Origin of the sequence: Streptomyces avermitilis MA-4680 = NBRC 14893 (assembly GCF_000009765.2) — a bacterium.
In the GTDB taxonomy this organism is placed as follows: Bacteria; Actinomycetota; Actinomycetes; order Streptomycetales; family Streptomycetaceae; genus Streptomyces; species Streptomyces avermitilis.
On record NC_003155.5, the window covers coordinates 6,301,722 to 6,317,583 of the forward strand.

Annotated in this window: 15 protein-coding genes; 7 read left to right on the forward strand and 8 right to left on the reverse strand. The window is 67.1% G+C overall.

Features of this window, described 5'->3' with window-relative positions; all coding sequences use genetic code 11:
• Positions 1-14 precede the first annotated feature (14 nt).
• On the forward strand, positions 15-866 hold the full coding sequence (locus SAVERM_RS26820) for a helix-turn-helix domain-containing protein (protein WP_010986601.1): 852 nt from the start codon (positions 15-17) through the stop codon (positions 864-866).
• Positions 867-908: 42 nt separating this feature from the next.
• Here the strand turns inward: SAVERM_RS26820 and SAVERM_RS26825 are convergent, their stop codons facing one another.
• The 3 genes from SAVERM_RS26825 to SAVERM_RS26835 form a co-directional block, all read right to left on the reverse strand.
• Positions 909-1,385, reverse strand: coding sequence for a hypothetical protein (locus SAVERM_RS26825; protein ID WP_010986602.1), 477 nt, complete (start codon positions 1,383-1,385; stop codon positions 909-911).
• A gap of 161 nt (positions 1,386-1,546) precedes the next feature.
• Complete coding sequence (locus tag SAVERM_RS26830; protein ID WP_010986603.1) at positions 1,547-1,759, reverse strand: DUF397 domain-containing protein; 213 nt, start codon at positions 1,757-1,759, stop codon at positions 1,547-1,549.
• On the reverse strand, positions 1,756-2,604 hold the full coding sequence (locus SAVERM_RS26835) for a helix-turn-helix domain-containing protein (RefSeq protein ID WP_010986604.1): 849 nt from the start codon (positions 2,602-2,604) through the stop codon (positions 1,756-1,758). Before SAVERM_RS26835 ends, SAVERM_RS26830 begins: the two co-directional genes overlap by 4 nt.
• Before the next feature lie 206 nt (positions 2,605-2,810).
• On the opposite strand from SAVERM_RS26835, the gene SAVERM_RS26840 reads away from it, so the two are divergent.
• The gene (locus tag SAVERM_RS26840; protein WP_010986605.1) at positions 2,811-3,473 is read left to right on the forward strand and encodes an ATP-binding protein; all 663 of its coding nucleotides are present in this window, start codon (positions 2,811-2,813) and stop codon (positions 3,471-3,473) included.
• A 3-nt stretch (positions 3,474-3,476) separates the two neighbouring features.
• Here the strand turns inward: SAVERM_RS26840 and SAVERM_RS26845 are convergent, their stop codons facing one another.
• On the reverse strand, positions 3,477-6,566 hold the full coding sequence (locus SAVERM_RS26845; protein WP_042494520.1) for a DEAD/DEAH box helicase: 3,090 nt from the start codon (positions 6,564-6,566) through the stop codon (positions 3,477-3,479).
• A gap of 237 nt (positions 6,567-6,803) precedes the next feature.
• On the opposite strand from SAVERM_RS26845, the gene SAVERM_RS42955 reads away from it, so the two are divergent.
• Positions 6,804-7,862 carry a YDG/SRA domain-containing protein gene (locus SAVERM_RS42955; protein WP_078234507.1) on the forward strand — a complete coding sequence of 353 codons (1,059 nt, stop codon included), beginning with the start codon at positions 6,804-6,806 and terminating at the stop codon, positions 7,860-7,862.
• Between the two features lie 47 nt (positions 7,863-7,909).
• Here the strand turns inward: SAVERM_RS42955 and SAVERM_RS26855 are convergent, their stop codons facing one another.
• Entirely contained in the window at positions 7,910-8,923 is a 1,014-nt protein-coding gene (locus SAVERM_RS26855) for an SEC-C domain-containing protein (RefSeq protein WP_010986608.1), read from the reverse strand.
• A gap of 202 nt (positions 8,924-9,125) precedes the next feature.
• Positions 9,126-10,601, reverse strand: a complete 1,476-nt coding sequence (locus SAVERM_RS26860) for a glycoside hydrolase (RefSeq protein ID WP_010986609.1) — start codon at positions 10,599-10,601, stop codon at positions 9,126-9,128.
• A gap of 278 nt (positions 10,602-10,879) precedes the next feature.
• On the opposite strand from SAVERM_RS26860, the gene SAVERM_RS26865 reads away from it, so the two are divergent.
• The 4 genes from SAVERM_RS26865 (at position 10,880) to SAVERM_RS26880 (ending at position 14,044) form a co-directional block, all read left to right on the forward strand.
• Positions 10,880-11,698, forward strand: a complete 819-nt coding sequence (locus SAVERM_RS26865; protein ID WP_010986610.1) for a class E sortase — start codon at positions 10,880-10,882, stop codon at positions 11,696-11,698.
• Between the two features lie 193 nt (positions 11,699-11,891).
• Complete coding sequence (locus SAVERM_RS26870; protein WP_037649868.1) at positions 11,892-12,200, forward strand: DUF6412 domain-containing protein; 309 nt, start codon at positions 11,892-11,894, stop codon at positions 12,198-12,200.
• Between the two features lie 112 nt (positions 12,201-12,312).
• Positions 12,313-13,044 (forward strand): YidC/Oxa1 family membrane protein insertase, encoded by a 732-nt coding sequence (locus SAVERM_RS26875; protein ID WP_010986612.1) that lies wholly within the window; start codon positions 12,313-12,315, stop codon positions 13,042-13,044.
• Between the two features lie 142 nt (positions 13,045-13,186).
• Positions 13,187-14,044 carry a fumarylacetoacetate hydrolase family protein gene (locus SAVERM_RS26880; RefSeq protein WP_010986613.1) on the forward strand — a complete coding sequence of 286 codons (858 nt, stop codon included), beginning with the start codon at positions 13,187-13,189 and terminating at the stop codon, positions 14,042-14,044.
• A gap of 159 nt (positions 14,045-14,203) precedes the next feature.
• On the opposite strand, the gene SAVERM_RS26885 is transcribed toward SAVERM_RS26880, so the two are convergent.
• A complete protein-coding gene (locus tag SAVERM_RS26885; RefSeq protein ID WP_107083048.1) occupies positions 14,204-14,713 on the reverse strand; it encodes a heme-degrading domain-containing protein in 510 nt (169 codons plus the stop codon).
• 50 nt (positions 14,714-14,763) lie between these two features.
• The gene (locus SAVERM_RS26890) at positions 14,764-15,858 is read right to left on the reverse strand and encodes a Gfo/Idh/MocA family protein (protein ID WP_010986615.1); all 1,095 of its coding nucleotides are present in this window, start codon (positions 15,856-15,858) and stop codon (positions 14,764-14,766) included.
• Positions 15,859-15,862: the final 4 nt, after the last annotated feature.

Genomic DNA, 15,862 nt, shown 5'->3' on the forward strand with positions numbered 1-15,862 from the left:
GGACAGGCCAGTTCATGCCCATCTCCCCCTCGTCATCGGCTCAAGAGGCTCGCAAGAACGTCGCGAGCCGACTGCGCGAGCTGCGGAAGGAGGCGGGGCTCACGGTCGTAGAGCTGGCCGGCCGGTGCGGCTGGCACCACGCCAAGACGTCACGCATCGAGAACGCCAAGACGCCTCCGTCACCGATGGACATCCGCCGATGGTGCTCCGCCTGCCGAGCCGAGAACCGCGCGGACGACTTGATCGCCGCATCGCGGGACGCGGAGTCCATGTACATGGAGTGGCAGCGGCAGGTCCGTCAGGGGCTGCGGCAACTGCAGGACAGCTACGTAAAGCTGTACCGCTCGACCCACCTCTTCCGTGTCTACTCGCCCACCCTGGTCCCGGGCCTCCTGCAAACCGAGGGATACGCGCAAGCCGTACTCAGCACCAACGCCCAACTGCTCGACGTCCCCAACGACGCCGAGCAGGCCGCAGCCGCCCGCCTCGAACGCTCCCAGATCATCCACGAACCAGGCCGTCGGTTCGTGATGCTGATCGAAGAAGCCGTCCTCTACTACCAGTTGGGCGACGGTGACGCGATGGCGGCCCAGCTCGGCTACCTGCTCACCGCCGGAGCCCTCCCCGCGGTCTCGCTCGGCATCATCCCCAGGGCCACGCCGGCCCGTGCCCTGTGGCCACAGGAACTGTTCCACGTGTACGACGACAGCCTCGTATCCGTGGAACTCCTCTCCGCCCAGGTCAACATCACCCAACCATCCGAAGTCGAGCTGTACTTGAAGGCCTTCGAGCGGCTGCGCGGCATGGCGGTCTACGGAGCAGACGCACGCGCCTTGATCTTGCAGGCGATAGAGGCACTGCAGTAGTCGTGAGTCGCGTCGCGAGGCGAACTCGTCCTCCGGTACCGCTCAGTCGCCGGAGCACCCGAAGATGCCCAAGTGGGTCGGCTTTTCATCGGTGTACAGAACGACGTACACGCCGGTCCACCGCATGCGGCACTCGTCGAGAAGCGTCTCCTCAGAGCTGGACGGACCGGTGAGAGCCGCCTCGGCCTGTTCGAGCAGCTCCTGGAACCGGGCGGGCGACGGCCGGTCGGTCCCGAAGTGATGCACGAGACGTTCGCGCCCCAACGGGCGCAGGGTTCCGTAGTCCTTGTCGCTGTGCTCCGAGGGGGCGGCGGTCGTGTGGACGACGCGGTCGATGTCGAGGATCGAGTGGGTCCCCTCCTCGCCCATGAACTCCTCGTCCTCCCACAACTCCGCAAGGCTCCGGTAATCGTCGTCGTCCCCGTACAGCTCCTCGAAGACCTGCGCGTGCAGAGCCTCCAGAGACTCCTCGACACTGCCTTCGTACGCAGTGACGTACTCCCAACCACTGGCACCCATCGCGCCGCCCCTCCCGGTTTGAGATCCATGAGATCGACGCCACCTTAGGGAGGACCACTGACATCGGCAGCCAGCGCTTGTGTGGCGAGCCCGGCGGGGCAAGCGGTCGACGAGGGGCCCAGCCGTCACGCGGTACGCCACCGGCATGGACCCCCTCTGACTCAGCCCAGCTCCCCCCGCTTCAACGCCCGTACAAAGGCGTGCCAGGCCAGTCCTGGAACACCGACGACCGGCCCTCCGAGGCGCTTTGAGTCGCGTATGAGGGCGTTGTCATCGGAACTGGCACACTCGACGCATTCACCACCGGCGCCGTTGCTGTACGACGACGTGAACCACATCGAGCTGTCGTCGACCTTGGACTCTGCAATGCTCACCTGGCGTATTCCTTCAGAACAGATTTGATCAGCCGGCTGGAACGTTGAGGACTCAGGGCCGCTGCCCGCAGACCGTCGAAGGCCCTGGTGTACTCACGTACATGGTGCTCGCCTTCCAGATAGACGGCATCGGTGATGCCGTCCCGGTACACGATGTCCGGGTCTTCCTGATCAGGGAAGCCAAGCATGGTGAACGAGCCGGTGGCCGGATAGGTGCCCGAGTCGAAGGGGAGTACTTGCAGGGTCACGCTCGGCAAATCAGCTGCATCCAGCACGCGTTCGAGCTGTTCCCGCATGAGAGAGCTGTCCCCGATGACATTGCGCAGCGCGCCCTCGTTCACCACGAACCAGGCGTCCGGGGCGTCTGATCGCGTCAGCATGGCCTGGCGCTCCATGCGTACCCGTACCGCCCGGTCGATGACCTCGGCGGACAGGTGCGCACCGGTCTTGTGGAGTTCACCGGCGTAGGCCGCAGTCTGCATGAGGCCGGGCAGCAACTCGCACTGGTACTGGCGAAACGTGGAAGCGTCCTGCTCCAGGCCGATGTAGATGTTGAACCATTCCGGAACACCGGCACCGTGCACCTGCCACCAGCCGCGCGTCTTGGCCTGTCGGGCCAGCGACATGAGGAATTCGCGCAGCTCGTCACTCGTGTCGTAGAACCGACACAAGGCGTCGATGTCGGACGGTTGGACCCGGCCGCTGCCCGTTTCCATCCGGTTGACCTTGGAGCCGCTCCAGTCCAGCGCCTCGCCGACCTGGGCGCAGGTCAGCGCGCCCTTCTCGCGGAGCTTCTTCAGCTCGATCGAGAGACGGCGACGTCGTGCCGTCGGTGAACCGGCCATCTCAACCCTCTTTCGAGTAACGGGTGTTCAGTCTCGCGCCAAGGGGGATGATTGCCAATCACTCAGAAGTGGGAATCCCGCCGTGCACATTGCATGGCGGGATGCGTTCCCGTCATCCTGCCAGTGACGCAACTCGCTGTGAGTGTGCGTAACGCTCCGCTGATCAGGCTGAGTCAGGGGAGACGACATGCGAGGAAGGGGTCTTCGTGATCCAGGAAGCGTGTATGTCACGAAAGCCGTGGGACTTGGCCTTCACGGCTGAACCTGAGGAAGTAGCCGGCCTGCGCCGCGTCATGCGGCTACACCTGAGGGCCTGGGGCCTGTATGAGCTCATCGACGAGGCTCAACTCTGCGTGAGCGAACTCGTGTCGAACGTCATCACTCACGTCGGCCGCGGCACCCCTGCAACGCTCGCCGTGTCCATGAACGGCACCCACCTGCGCATCGAAGTCCACGACCCAGACACGCGTGCCCTGCCGACCCTCGTCCAGGCCGAAGCCGACTCTGAAGGCGGACGTGGCATGGCTCTCGTTGAGGCTGTCGCGGACCGCTGGGGCGTCCAACTCCAACCCGACCGCAAGGTCACCTGGTGCGAGCTGTCCACCAACCTGAGCTCGCCGCATGGCCATAGTGGGGGTGTTCGCGTGGCAAGAGCAGGAGCGATGCTCGGTCTCTACCGGGCAGCGCAGTTGCCGCGCATCACGGGGTCGAGCGCGTTAGGGGTGGGTGTGGCCGTAGCGGAGGAGACGGCGATCAACGTCATTGCCGACGTCCTCCGCTGGCTTCAAGCTCATGGCCGTGACGTGGATGAGGCGTTGGACCGTGCTCAGATGCACTGTGAGGCTGAGCCGGGCGGGGGCGCAGAGTGAGGCTCATCCAGGAGTAATGGCCGAGTACGTCCACACGTCGGCTGGGAGCTCATGCTGAAGACGCCAGGTGATGGCCATCGGCTTGCTGCCGGTGTGCTCCACGTACGTTGCCGGGCCTAGAAGCATCCATGGCTGAGACTTACCGATATCGGTGCTCTTGTAGCGGCGCATGAACAACAGGACGTGGCTGCCTTGTTGCTCGTGCTGTTGGTAGCGCAATCCCGTGCGGGAGTTCGCGGCGATCGCGTTCTGCGACTCCCAGTGGAAGAGCGTGGGGCTCAATGCGTAATCCTTGTAGCGAATGGTGGGAGAGAAGTCCTTCTCGTTCTTCTCCGAGGTGATCAACAGGGCGTCTGTCTTAATCTCCTCGACCCATTGGACTCCTTGCGCAAACGACCGAGGCATCTGGCCGCCGAAACGCGCAACACCAAGGGCGGCCAGGATCTCCGATCGGTTGTAAGAGCTGTGGACCTTCAGAGGGACGCTGCTGTGCGGACCCGACAGCGGGATCGGGAAGTGGTCGGACTGCTCCATGACGTACGACAGCACCTGTCGGAGCTCGTCGCGGAACACCCGCTGAGCGCGCAACGATTCAAGACCCTGCTGGAAGCTGGTGAAGCCTCCGGCGTTATCCCAGAGGTTGAAGAAGAGCATGGCGGCGTACGTCTGCTCGGTCGGAGTGAGCGACTCGTACGGGGGAGCGTCGTCCGCGAGTAGGCGAAGGTAGGCGCGGGCGCGGTCTGGGTCATCGACATGGAGAAACGAGTGGACGCGCTTGAGTAGCTCCGTCTCGCCAGACGGTGCTGCTGCATCAATCAGGCCTGCCCTGCGGAGAATCGTCGTCCAGGAGTTGTCGCTCTTGTAGAGCTCCTTGATCTCTCGGCGACTCTCGCGAAGGTAATCCGATAGACGGGGCGTGCCGTAGTCCTTCACCTCCTTTACCAGCGTCTTGACAGTCGCGCCCAGCTGGGTGCGGATGTTGTCGAGGACGAGGTCCTTGGACTTGCCCTCCAAGATGATCTGGCAACCGGAGGGGAGCTGTGGAAAGTCGTGCTCGATGTGGTCGACGAGTCGATTGCGGGAGAGGTTCGTCAAGGCCCGGAACTGCTCCTCGAAGCGGAACTCCGCTCTGTGTTGGCCAATGAAGTCGAGGACGGTGAGCACAGGCTTCGACTCGGTGCGGCGGAGGCCCCGCCCCAGCTGCTGTAGGAAGACCGTGGCGCTGCCTGTGGGGCGCAGAAGCAGCAAGGTGTCGACGTCAGGTATGTCGAGACCTTCGTTGAACAGGTCGACGGAGAAGATGACTTGGAGCTTTCCGTTGCGCAGGTCGGACAGAGCCTGCGCCCGCACACCGGCGGGTGAGTCGCTGTCCAGTGCCGCTGCCTGGAAGCCGGCCTCCCGGAAGAAGTCAGCCATGAAGTGCGCGTGAGCCTTGTTCACGCAGAAGCCGAGGGCACGCATCGCCCCCGGGTTGGAGACCTTGTCCTGGATCTGCTTGACCACGATGCGAGCGCGCGCATGGTTGCCCGTATAGAGGTTGCCAAGGTCGCGATCGGCGTACGCGCCCTGCTTCCATCCAATGCTTGTGAGGTCAGTTCCGTCCGGGATGCCGAAGTAGTGGAAGGGGCACAGCAGGTCGTTCTCTAGGGCTTCCCACAGCCGCAGTTCGGCTGCGATGCGCCCTTCAAAGAACTCGTCCTGCACGTTGAGGCCGTCCATCCGCTCAGGGGTGGCAGTAAGGCCCAACAGTTGCTTCGGCTTGAAGTGCTTGATGACCCGCCGGTAGGTGGCCGCCGTAGCGTGGTGGAACTCGTCGATGACGATGATGTCGAAGTGATCGGGAGCGAGCTGCTCCAGCCGCTGGACGTTCAACGACTGGACGCTGGCGAACACATGCTGCCAGCGACGAGGATCCTCGCCTGTGTAGAGCAGCTCTCCGAAGGACGCGTCGTCGAGCACCTCTTGGTACATGCGCAACGACTGATTGAGGATCTCCTTGCGGTGCGCCACGAAGAGCAGCCGCGGGGCGCCGCCGTCGTGTTTCTGGCACAGGGCCCGATAGTCCAGGGCCGCCATGACCGTCTTGCCGGTGCCAGTGGCCGCGACCAAGAGGTTGTGGTTCCGGCCGCGGATTTCACGCTCGACACGCAACCGTTCGAGCATGTCGCGCTGGTGCGGAAACGGGCGTACCTCAAGGCCGGACAGGTTGATCCTCAGGTCCGCCGTGCTGCTGGTACCCCCTGCCTGCGACAGGGCTTGGTCGAGCCGCTCACCGTCGTCATCAGGGTTGTATGCCTCAAACGCACTGTCATTCCAGTACGCATCGAAGGTCGCCTCGAACTTATTGAGTACGGCGGGAGTGGCGACCGACGACAGGCGTACGTTCCACTCCAGGCCATCGAGCAATGCGGCCTTGGAAAGGTTGGAGCTGCCGACATACGCGGTGTCGAAGCCGCTGTTCCGCCGGAAGAGCCACGCCTTCGCATGCAGCCGCGTGGACCGGATTTCGTAGTTGACCTTTACCTCAGCACCGAAGTCACGCACCAGGCGGTCAAGGGCATGCCGATCGGTGGCGCCGATGTACGTGGTCGTGATGACACGGATGGGCACGCCACGTTCTTTGGCAGCGCGGAGCGAATCTTCCAGCACGCGCAGGCCGTACCACTTCACGAAGGCGCAGAGCAGGTCAATCCGGTCGGCCGTAGCCAGTTCAGCGCGCAACTCGCTTCCAAGACTGGGATCCTCCGGCGAGTTGGTGATCAGGGCAGTCTCGGAGAGCGGTGTCAGTGGTCGTACGGCGTAGACACCAGGAGCTTCCTGCTCGGCCACAGCCAGGAGCTGGCGAGGTCCGTCAGCGATGAGCTCGACAGCGTCGCTGGTGTTGGGCCAGGGAGGGGCGGCCGTGTCGGCAGCGAGTGACGCCATGATCTGGTTGGCAAGGGCGACCCGTTGGTCGTGCGGCACTTGCTCAAGTCGTTGCGCTATGGCCTGGCTTAGGTGTCGAGCGATCACATGAGGAGAAGATTCCTCGCTGACATCGGCGTCGATGGTCTTCCAACCAGCCGCACTCAGCTGCTTCATCTGTACCTGCATGCGCTGGGTGATGAGCTCCTCGTACACCCCCGCGACAGGCTGCGACAGATTTCCCGCTTGACTCACGCTGGCCCCCCTGATTGCTGATGCGGCTATGACCAGTTGTAACAGGGGCCACTGACACACGGGTGTCGATCCAACGTCATTACGACGCAAGTCGGTCGGAAGTAGGTAGAGAACCGGTCTGCTCTGGACCAATGAGTGACATGAGTGATCGATCCGCTCCAGTATGGCTGAGTGGGAGAGCGAAGAATCGGTCACATAGAAGGCATCGCCCCGGCGGCGGAGTTTCACAGGCGGAAGCAGGTGAAGCGAAACAATCTGCATCGAGACACCATGAGAGGCATCTCGTGGCTCGCCGATGAGGATGGCAGCGATGTCGCCGACGCCATCGTCCTGCACGGGGGCTACGACGACGACAAGGACGACTGGTCTTGGGTGCGGTACACGGGAGCGTCGCCCGACAAGGAAAAGTACAAGGATGGGGGCGTTCCGAAGCTCCGCTGTAGCCAATCTTGGACGTATCAAGACAATGCTGCACTTAAGCGGAGCTATGAGCGCCGACACCCCATTCGTGTTATTCGTGGCTGGAAAGGGGATTCGCGATACTCCCCGATCGATTGCTATCGATATGACGGATTGTACGAGATTACGGAAATTCGTACGGCGCTATCGAAGTGGCCGGCGCCGGATGGCACGCCCATCGAGATATGTCAGTTTGATCTGAGGCGGCTCCCTGATGAGCTTCAAGACCCGACCTCGGTGGAGCAACAGATCGCCGACTTGTTGGACGAGCAGGAAGAGCTGGACCTGCCGCAAGAGCAACTGGAAGCGGCTGAAGGCGAGTCCGAGGAGGAATCGGAGGAAGAGTCCTCACAAGGGGAGAAGTTCCCCAAGACACGTGCTGCGCGGATCCAGCGACTGGTGCGTGACGCTGCGGTGTCAAGGAACGTCAAGGACCTCTATGGCGGGGAGTGCCAGGCGTGCGGTCTGCGATTGGTGGGTCCGGACGGGCGGCCGTATAGCGAGGGCGCTCATATCCGACCCCTTGGCAAGCCGCACTGTGGCCCTGACGTGGAGCCCAACGTCCTCTGCCTCTGCCCCAACTGCCATGTGCGCCTTGATATCGGGGCCATCATCATCGAAGACGACTGGTCGATCATCGTGCGTGCCGGGGAGCTCGGCGGAAACGTTCTGTCAAAGCTCAAGAGGAAGAAAGAGCACCACGTCCACTTGGACTACGTCCGCTATCACCGCGAGTGGTGGCTGGAGAAGGGTGACCCCAGCCAGGAGTAGGGCTGGGGTCGCGGCCGGCTGAGGGGCACGGGGTCGGAGCGGGTTCTCTACTCCGCCCCGTGACACTCCCCATAAACCCGCCCAGACCCACACCAACACTCACCCGTCCGCTGCGGCGGCCAAGCCACTGCCAGTCCGCGCGCCGCCAGTGTCGTCGCGTACTGCGGTAGGAGTGAGCCGTCTGCCGGGGACGAGGCCTCCGAGGCCGCGAACGCCTCGTACGACGGGACCGTGCCCGTGACGATGCCCAGGTTCGGGGTGCCGGAGGCGGACAGTTCCCTCAGGGACGCTTCTATCGTCGCGAGGTGCTGCTCGTGGGACGGGTACTCGGCGGACAGGGACGGGAACGCCGCCAGCAGTTCCGTGAGTTCCTGGGCCGGCCAGTGCAGGACGGCCACCGGGAACGGGCGGGAGAGGGCCTCCCGGTACACGCCCAGTTCCGCTCGGAGGCGGCTGATCTCCGCCTCCAGTTCCGCCGGGTTGTTCGAGCCCAGGGACCAGATCCGCTTCGGGTCGTGGAGTTCGTCCAGGGAGACCGAGGACGAGTTGAGCGTGTCCGCCCGGGTGTCCCACTCGTCGTGCGGTGCGCCCAGCATGCGGCGGACCCGGTGGCGGCCGAAGAGGAGGGGGAGGGTCGAGTACGGGGGTTCCGGTACGTCCGTCAGCAGGAGGGTCACCCCCTGCGTGAACGTTTCTTGCGCCGCCTCCAGCTCGTCGTGCTGCTCCAGCGCCTCGGCCACGATCACCCACGGGGCCGGGTCCCGCGGGGACGCGGCGCGGATTCCGTCGATGATCGCTCGCGCCTCGGCCTCGTGGCCGTACTCCCACAGGTTCGACGCCTTCAGGGCTCGTACCAGGTGGGGGTTCTCCAGGGGTGTGGAAGAGGAGAGCAGGCTGTCGTACAGCGACGTGGCGCGTGGGCGGTGGCCGGCCAGTTCCAGATGGGCCGCGGCCTGCAACAGCAGGTGTTCCGCGTCCTCGGGATACAGGCCGGCGGTCCGCTCCAGGCGTGCCGCTTCGGCGTGGTGGTCGACGTTCTCGGCAGGCGTGTCGGGGCGCATGGTTGACACCGTACTGCCGTCGGCCCGGGAAGAAGAGAGAAGTGCAGGCCAGTGGGGCCACGGGGGCACGCCTTCACACCGGCTCCGGCGGGGCCAGGGAGCGCACCGTCACTCGTGCCGGGCGGGCTCACGGGTCGCACCGTCACTCCGGAGCGGCGTGACCGTGGGTCGTACCGTCACTCCGGGCCGGCGGGGCCACCGGTCATACCGTCACTCCGTCCACCTCCAGCGTCTGCACCGCGCCCGCCGCGAACGGCACGCTCAGTGACTTTCCGCTCAGGTAGGTGTCCGAGTGCGCGGCGTAGAGGTCGCCACCGCCGCCCGTGACCGTGTTCCAGCGGCGGACCAGGCCGCCCGTGCCGCCCGTCACCGTGCTGAAGCGGGAGAGGTCGAAGGTCAGGGTCTGGGCCGACGTCGAGGTGTTCACGGCCACGATCACCAGGCGTCTGGCCGTCGCGTCGTACGCCGCCGCCGCGTAGCCGACCCCCGTGTCGACGATCGTCATCCCGGCGCGGATGTGGCGGCTGAACTGGGCCATCACGTAGTACTTCGTCTGCACCGCGCCCGGCTGGAGCGTGCTCGCGTCGTACGCGATCATCGCCCAGCCGGAGCTGGGGTCCATCACCTGCCAGTAGACCCAGGCCGTCGGGTGCAGCCAGCGGAAGTCCAGGCACAGGTTGCTCGCCAGGGTCAGGCCGGTCCCGTCGCTGTCGCCCGTCTCCGAGTTCCACAGGGCCTTGCCCGCCGTCGTCACCACGTCCGTGTACAGGAGGTCGCGGCGGCCGCCCGAGCCCTGGTAACCGTGCACGTTGACCCGGTTGACCAGCGCCTTCGTCGACGAGCCGAACGAACCCCAGGTCGTGCGGGCCAGGTCGTAGCTCGTCTCGTCCGATGCCGAGATCTTCGTACCCGTCAGGCCCCGCCTGTCCAACTCGCTGCGCAGATACGGGAGTACGGCCGCCTGGACCGACGCGTCCATGTGGCAGCCCTCCTGGGTGCCGGTCGCCGTCCACCAACTGGAGGAGGGTTCGTTGAAGGGGTCGACCGTCGCGAAGTTCACGCCCCAGTTCGACTTCGCGTACAGGGCCACGGCGGCCAGGTGCGAGGCGTGCTGGCGGTAGTTCCAGGACTGGAGGTTGTTGCCGCCGCCGGACGCGCCCGACGGGTTGTGGTTCAGGCACATCCACCACATCGGGGAGTTCGCGAACAGTTCGGTGGTCGCGCCCCGCGCCGTCGCCTTGACCAGCATGGTGCGTTGCGCCGCGTCCGCCGTCCACTTCCAGGCCGAGGACGTCGGGTCCTCGTTGTTCCAGTCCTGCCAGTAGCCCTCGATCTGCTTGAAGGCCGGGATGTTGGCGGAGGCGACCATGCTTTCGCCGCTCACGCTGTTCCAGCTGCACGCGCCCAGGTTGTAGCGGGCGATGTTCAGGCCGAGGCCCGGGAGCGTCCTGCCGTTGTACGTGACCGACTTGGTGGTGAAGAAGAGGTCGGCGAAGTCGTCCCGCGCCCCGAAGACGTTCGCCCACCACGCCAGCGACGTGCCCCAGCCCTCCCACTTCCCGTACGTCGTCGAGGGGTTGACGGCGATCGTCGCGTCGGCCCGTGCGGTGCCTGTCGCCAGTGCGCTGCCGAGGAACGTACCGCCGGCCGCGGCCAGCAGTGTCCTGCGTCGGATCATGACCTCTCCGTCCTGAATCCGTCCTGAATCCGTGCTGGGTCCGTGCTGGGTCCGTGCTGAGTCCGTCCTGAATCCCGTGAGATCGAAGCCTGGATTCGTCGTGGGCATGACGAAGCATCGGGTGTGCCGGGTGAGGTTGTCGAGGGTTGTGACAGCCCTTTCCCTAACCTGTGTATGAAGAGCCCGTCGACGAAGACATGGGGGGTGCGGAGGCGTACGGGGCTGGTGACTTGAAGGGGCAGCCCTTATCGTGCGGGCCCGGTGAAGGAGGCGTACGCATGCGGGCTCCCGGTGTGCCGGTGGTGCAGCAGCGCACTCGGCGGCGACGTGACCTCCGCCGGCGCACGCTCTGGACCGGCGGGGAACTCCTCGTCACCGTAGGGGTCGTCCTCCTGCTCCTCGTCGTCCACCAGTTGTGGTGGACCAACCGGCAGGCCCAGCGGGACGCCGAGCGCGGGGTGCGGGCGCTGGAGCGGGAGTGGGGCAGTCCGTCGGCACCGGAGTCCGCGAGCACGGCGGCGGCGGACGGCGACAGGTCCGGGCGCGACGGGGGCGACGGGGGCGACGGGTCCGCGAGCGCCGGCCCGTCCCGGGACGGAAACGCGGCCCACGCGACCCCGGCCCCCCAGCCCCGTCCCTCCCAGGCGTACGCCGTCCTCACCATCCCCCGCCTCTCCCTCCGGGTCCCCGTCGCCGAAGGCATCGGCAAGGCGAGCGTGCTCAACCACGGGTACGTCGGCCACTACCCGAAGACGGCGCAGCCGGGCCGGGCCGGGAACTTCGCCCTCGCCGGGCACCGCAACACCCACGGCGAGCCCTTCCGGTATCTCAACCGGCTCCGCCGCGGTGACACCGTCGAGGTGGAGACCAGGACGGCCACCTACACGTACGTCGTCGACCGGACCCTCCCGCAGACCTCGGCGAGCGACGGGGGCGTCATCGCGCGGGTGCCCCGCAGCACCGTCCGGCCCGCGTACGGCTACCGCAGCCCCGGCTACTACCTCACGCTCACCACCTGTACCCCCGAGTTCACCTCCCGCTACCGCCTGGTGGTGTGGGGCAAGCTCGCCTCCATGCGTCCTCGGGCTCCTCGCTAAGTCCCGCTCGTGAACCGGCTGGACCCCGTCGTCCTCGGGCTCCCGAAGCCCCGCCACGCTGAACGCCGCTGCCGCCGGCGCCGACAGCGCCGGCGGAGACGACGACCGGGTGGAGCGGATCCTCTGCCGCGGATCCTGTATAAACGGCAGGGAGCCTCAAAAGGATGTGCGAGCAGGAGGGGAGGGGCAGTTCATGATCCGGACCTGGGTCGCCATGCGCCCCGCCGCCGTGCTGCTCGTGCTCCTCCTCGAGCTGGCCGTCCTCGACGCCGGCAGTCTCTCCGCCGCCGTCGCCTTCGCCGCGACCGCCGCGGCCGGCTCCGCGCTCGCCGCCTGCGCGCTGATCGCCGCGCGCTGCGCGCCCGCCGTCCCGCGTACGCGCGTACGGACGGCCATCCGCGACCGCGAGCAGCGCACGGCGTTCCTGCCCCAACGCGATCCCGACGCATCGGGGCGTACGCGCCCCCGAGCGCCCGGACACGCCCTCCTGACGGCCGCGTAGGGATCCCCTGAATCTCCGGTGACCCCGCGCGGGTCGTCATGCCGCCATGCGTATCCCCGGCACGACGAGGCCCCCGGAGGGCTCACCCATGTTCACCTTCATGTCCACTGTCATGTCCGTTTTCGCCGGCTTGGTCGAGCAACTCGCCGACGTGCTCCAGCCGCTGTTCCACGCCTCCGCCGCGGCGGCCGCGATCGTCCTGTTCACCGCGCTCGTACGGCTCCTGGTGCACCCGCTGTCCCGGGCGTCGGCGCGTGGGCAGCGGGCGCGGGCGAGGCTCCAGCCGCAGGTCGCGGAGCTGCGCAAGAAGCACGGCAAGAACCCCGAGAAGCTCCAGAAGGCGCTGCTGGAACTGCATGCCGAGGAGAAGGTCTCGCCGCTGTCCGGGTGTCTGCCCGGGCTCTTCCAGCTCCCCGCCTTCTTCCTCCTCTACCACCTGTTCTCGAACACGACGATCGGCGGCGAAGGCAACGAACTGCTGACCCACACCCTGTTCACCGCGCCCCTCGGCGACCGCTGGGCGGACGCGCTGGGCGACGGCGGGCCGTTCGGGACGCAGGGGCTGGTCTACCTCGGCCTCTTCGCGATCGTCGCGGCGGTCGCGACCTTCAACTACCGCCGTACGAAGCGGACGATGGCGGCGAACCCGCTCCCGGTGGGCGACGGCGAGCAGCAGGTGCCGGGGCTGGGCGCGATCAACAGGTTCATGCCGCTGATGTCCTTCTTCACGCTCTTCACCGTGGCGTTCGTGCCGCTGGCCGCCGCGCTGTACGTGGTGACCAGCACGACGTGGAGCGCGGTCGAGCGGGCGGCGCTGTACCCGGTACCGGAGCGGTCCTCCTGAAGCGGTTCTCCTGAAGCGGTCCTCCTGAGTCCAGTCCGTGAACAAGGTATTGCGGAGTGCACGTCGGCCTTGGAGGATCGACCAGTCCTCCGATGGCTGCACCCATCGGACCGGGCTGCCGCGATCGAGGGAGATTGTGATCATGAAGCTGCTGCGAGTCGGTACGGCCGGGGCGGAGCGGCCCGCGCTGCTCGACGCCGAGGGGACCCTGCGGGACCTGTCGGGCATCGTCCCGGACATCGACGGTGCGCTGCTCGCCGACGACGCGGCGCTCGGCCGGATCCGGTCCGCCGCACAGGCCGGTGAGCTGCCCGCGCTGGACGCGGCCGGGCTGCGCGTCGGACCGCCGCTCGCCCGGATCGGCAAGGTCGTCTGCATCGGTCTGAACTACCACGACCACGCCCGCGAGACCGGCGCCGAGCCGCCCACCGAGCCGGTGATCTTCTTCAAGGCGGCGGACACGGTGGTCGGCCCGCAGGACACGGTGCTCGTGCCGCGCGGGTCGGCCAAGACCGACTGGGAGGTCGAACTCGCGGTCGTCATCGGACGTACGGCCCGCTACCTGGAGTCGCACGAGGAGGCGCTCGCGCATGTCGCCGGGTACGCGGTGGCGCACGACGTCTCCGAGCGCGCGTTCCAGATCGAGCGCGGCGGTACCTGGGACAAGGGCAAGAACTGCGAGACGTTCAACCCGCTGGGCCCCTGGCTCGTGACGGCGGACGAGGTCCCCGACCCGCAGGACCTCGCGCTCAGGCTCTGGGTCAACGGCGAGCTGAAGCAGGACGGCACGACGGCCGAGCAGATCTTCCCGGTCGCCGAAGTGGTGCGGTACGTCAGCCAGTTCATGACCCTGTACCCGGGTGACGTCATCAACACCGGTACGCCGGCCGGGGTCGCGATGGGACGGCCCGAGCCGAAGCCGTACCTGCGGGCGGGTGACGTGGTCGAGCTGGAGATCGAGGGGCTCGGGCGTCAGCGGCAGGAGTTCAAGGATGCGTAGGCGCTCCGCTGGGTGAGGCAGGGGCGGGGGTGGGGGCGGGGGCTGCGGAGGGTTCGTGAGCCGCGGGTTGTGTGTGGCTGATCGCGCAGTTCCCCGCGCCCCTGAAAAAACAGACCCCCGCGCCCCTGACAGGGTGCGGGGGTCTGTTCCGTCGGGTGTTCAGGAACTGCTCCAGGGCCTGGTCATGAACTGCTCCAGGGCCTCCACCACCAGTGCGTGGTCTTCCACCTGCGGGAGTCCGGAGACCACCACCGTGCCGACGACGCCCGCGCCCTCCACCGTGATCGGGAACGCGCCGCCGTGCGCCGCGTACTTGTCCGGGTCCAGGCGCGAGGATTCCTCGAACGTCGTGCCCTTGGCGCGGAAGCGGCAGCCGACGAGGTAGGACGAACTGCCGTAGCGCTCGACGACGCGGCGTTTGCGGTCGATCCAGGCGTCGTTGTCCGGGGTCGAGCCGGGCAGTGCCGCGTGGAAGAGCTGCTGTCCGCCGCGGCGGATGTCGACGGCCACGGGGGCGCAGCGCCGCCGTGCCAGCTCCACCAGCAGGTTGCCGAATGCCCACGCGTCGTCGTATGTGAAGTGCGGGAGCGTCAAACGGCGCTCCTGGGCTTCGAGTTCGGGGATCGTCGGGGGCTTGGCCGCCTCGGTCACCTCGGTCACCTCGGTCATCTGCATTTCCTCAGTCACCTGGGCCTCCTCGGTCTCGTCGGTCTCCTTGGTCACACGATCACGGTCTCGCCGTCGCGGGCGGAGCGGCGGGCCGCCTCCAGGACGTCCAGGGCGTCCGCGGCCTCGTACGCGGTCACCGGGTTGGGGCCGTCCTCGCGCAGCGCCTTCGCCACGGCGTCGTAGAAGGCGGGGTACGCGCCCGGCAGCGTGGGTACGGGGGTGCCGCCGCCGCTCAGCGGGGACTCGCCGGCGCCGACGCGGCCCCACAGCGACTCGGGCTCGACGCCCCAGTCCCCGTCACCCGTGGGCCGATCGCCCTCACGCAGGGCGGCCTCCTGCGGGTCGAGGCCGTACTTCACGTAACCGGCCTGTGAGCCGAGCACCCGGAAGCGCGGGCCGAGCTGGGCCGCGGTCGCGGAGGCGTAGAGGTGGGAGCGGACGCCGTTCGTGTGCGTGACCGCGATGAACGTGTCGTCGTCGGTCTCCGCGCCGGGGCGGCGGACGTCCGACTCGGCGTACACCGAGGCGGCGGGGCCGAAGAGGGCCAGCGCCTGGTCGACGAGGTGGCTGCCGAGGTCGTAGAGCAGACCTCCGATCTCTGCCGGGTCGCCGGACTCACGCCAGCCGCCCTTGGGCTGCGGGCGCCAGCGCTCGAAACGGGACTCGAAGCGCCAGGCGTCGCCGAGCTCGCCCTCCTCGAGCAGCTTGCGGAGGGTCAGGAAGTCGTTGTCCCAGCGGCGGTTCTGGAAGACGGAGAGCAGCAGGCCGCGTTCGTCGGCGAGGGCGGCCAGCTCGCGTGCCTCGGCCGCCGTGCCCGCGATGGGCTTGTCCACGACGACGGGGAGGCCGGCCTTGAGGGCGGCGGTCGCGATCGGGACGTGCGTCTTGTTCGGGGACGCGATGACGACCAGGTCCAGCTCGTCGGCGCGGGACCAGAGGTCGTCGGGGGTCGCGGCGAACCTGAGGCTGTCGCCGAACTCGGCGCGGGCCTGCTCCTGCCGCTCCGGGCTGGTCGTGACCACCGTGTCGAGCGCGAGGCCCTCGGTGGCGGCGATCAGCGGGGCATGGAAGACGGAGCCCGCGAGCCCGTAGCCGACCAGGGCCACGCGGAGGGGGGTGCCGGAGCCGGAAGCTGTGCCAGTCATGGAT

What these genes read in the sequence shown, in the direction of transcription:
- SAVERM_RS26820 (WP_010986601.1), top strand. Translation starts at nt 15, where the DNA reads ATGCCCATCTCCCCCTCGTCATCGGCTCAAGAGGCTCGCAAGAACGTC.
- SAVERM_RS26825 (WP_010986602.1), bottom strand. Translation starts at nt 1,385, where the DNA reads ATGGGTGCCAGTGGTTGGGAGTACGTCACTGCGTACGAAGGCAGTGTC.
- SAVERM_RS26835 (WP_010986604.1), bottom strand. Translation starts at nt 2,604, where the DNA reads ATGGCCGGTTCACCGACGGCACGACGTCGCCGTCTCTCGATCGAGCTG.
- SAVERM_RS26845 (WP_042494520.1), bottom strand. Translation starts at nt 6,566, where the DNA reads ATGCAGGTACAGATGAAGCAGCTGAGTGCGGCTGGTTGGAAGACCATC.
- SAVERM_RS26855 (WP_010986608.1), bottom strand. Translation starts at nt 8,923, where the DNA reads ATGCGCCCCGACACGCCTGCCGAGAACGTCGACCACCACGCCGAAGCG.
- SAVERM_RS26860 (WP_010986609.1), bottom strand. Translation starts at nt 10,601, where the DNA reads ATGATCCGACGCAGGACACTGCTGGCCGCGGCCGGCGGTACGTTCCTC.
- SAVERM_RS26865 (WP_010986610.1), top strand. Translation starts at nt 10,880, where the DNA reads ATGCGGGCTCCCGGTGTGCCGGTGGTGCAGCAGCGCACTCGGCGGCGA.
- SAVERM_RS26870 (WP_037649868.1), top strand. Translation starts at nt 11,892, where the DNA reads ATGATCCGGACCTGGGTCGCCATGCGCCCCGCCGCCGTGCTGCTCGTG.
- SAVERM_RS26875 (WP_010986612.1), top strand. Translation starts at nt 12,313, where the DNA reads ATGTCCGTTTTCGCCGGCTTGGTCGAGCAACTCGCCGACGTGCTCCAG.
- SAVERM_RS26880 (WP_010986613.1), top strand. Translation starts at nt 13,187, where the DNA reads ATGAAGCTGCTGCGAGTCGGTACGGCCGGGGCGGAGCGGCCCGCGCTG.
- SAVERM_RS26885 (WP_107083048.1), bottom strand. Translation starts at nt 14,713, where the DNA reads ATGACCGAGGTGACCGAGGTGACCGAGGCGGCCAAGCCCCCGACGATC.
- SAVERM_RS26890 (WP_010986615.1), bottom strand. Translation starts at nt 15,858, where the DNA reads ATGACTGGCACAGCTTCCGGCTCCGGCACCCCCCTCCGCGTGGCCCTG.